At 65.3% G+C, this 1,052-nt stretch carries 1 protein-coding gene; it reads right to left on the reverse strand.

What is annotated here, in order from left to right:
• Positions 1-41 precede the first annotated feature (41 nt).
• Positions 42-1,052: esterase family protein (locus AV521_RS46245; RefSeq protein ID WP_076097943.1), on the reverse strand; the 1,011-nt coding region annotated here is incomplete at its 5' end.

The raw sequence follows: 1,052 nt of genomic DNA on the forward strand, positions 1-1,052 counted from the left end.
CGGCCACATCACCGGTTTTACGGGGTGCCGGTCCCAGGGGTTCAGTGGGCGACCAGTCGCTCGCTGAGCCACTGGAGCGTGCTGGGGATCTCCCGCTTCCAGGTGTTGAAGTTGTGCCCGCCGCTGGGAAGGATGATCGACGAAATCCTGGTCACGTTCGTGTCCTGCACACTCTTGATGAATTTGAGCGTGTCCTTGTAATTGTGCTCACCGACCTTGCTGCTGGTGACGAGCAGCGACGTCTCGGGCGGGGTCAGATGCTTGATCGTCCAGAAGAGGTCGGCACGATTCTGCAGGTCCTTGTTGCCGTGGAAGAGATCTCCCGTGGTGGGGTCGATCGGCGCCTTGTAGTACGGCGAAAGACCCGCGGCGGCCGCGTACGAACCCGGGTGGTGCATGGCGACCTTCAGAGCGCAGTAACCACCGGTCGAGTCACCGACGATGCCCCAGCTGGCGGGGGTCTTGTCGACCCGGTAGTGAGCCATCACCGAATCGCGCAGGTCCTTCGCGAAGAAGGTCTCGGCCTGCGGACCCCCCGGAACGTCGACGCACTCGGTGTCCCGCGGCGGCGCCACGGTCGGCCGCATCATCACCAGGATCATCGGCTGCATCTTCTTCTGCTGGGACAGCTGCTGCGCCGTACTGGGGTAGTGCAGCTTGTCCACCAGCGCCTGAGCCGTACCCGGGTAACCGGTCAGCACGACGGACACCGGGAACTTGCGCCCGCGGTTCTGCGGCTGGAAGTACTCCGGAGGCAGATACACGAACGCCGGCGTGGACAGGTGGGTCGTACGGCCGATGATGTCGACCTTCTGGACCTGCCCGGCCACCTGCGGCAGCGCGCTGCTCACCCCGATGACCCGGGACGTGGAGACCACCTGTATGGGGCTGTTGGCGCCGCCGGCTATGTGGTCTACGACCACCCCCTGGCCGTTCTCCTGGCCGAACAGGTCGGCCCAGCTCGCATAGAACCCGAAAGTCTGGTTGGCGGCGAGGCCCACGGAGGCGAAGATCGCCAGCTGCGTGGCGAGCATCAGCCCGATCCGCCCGCC

The sequence above is a fragment of the Streptomyces sp. IMTB 2501 genome (assembly GCF_001953885.1).
Lineage (GTDB): Bacteria > Actinomycetota > Actinomycetes > Streptomycetales > Streptomycetaceae > Streptomyces.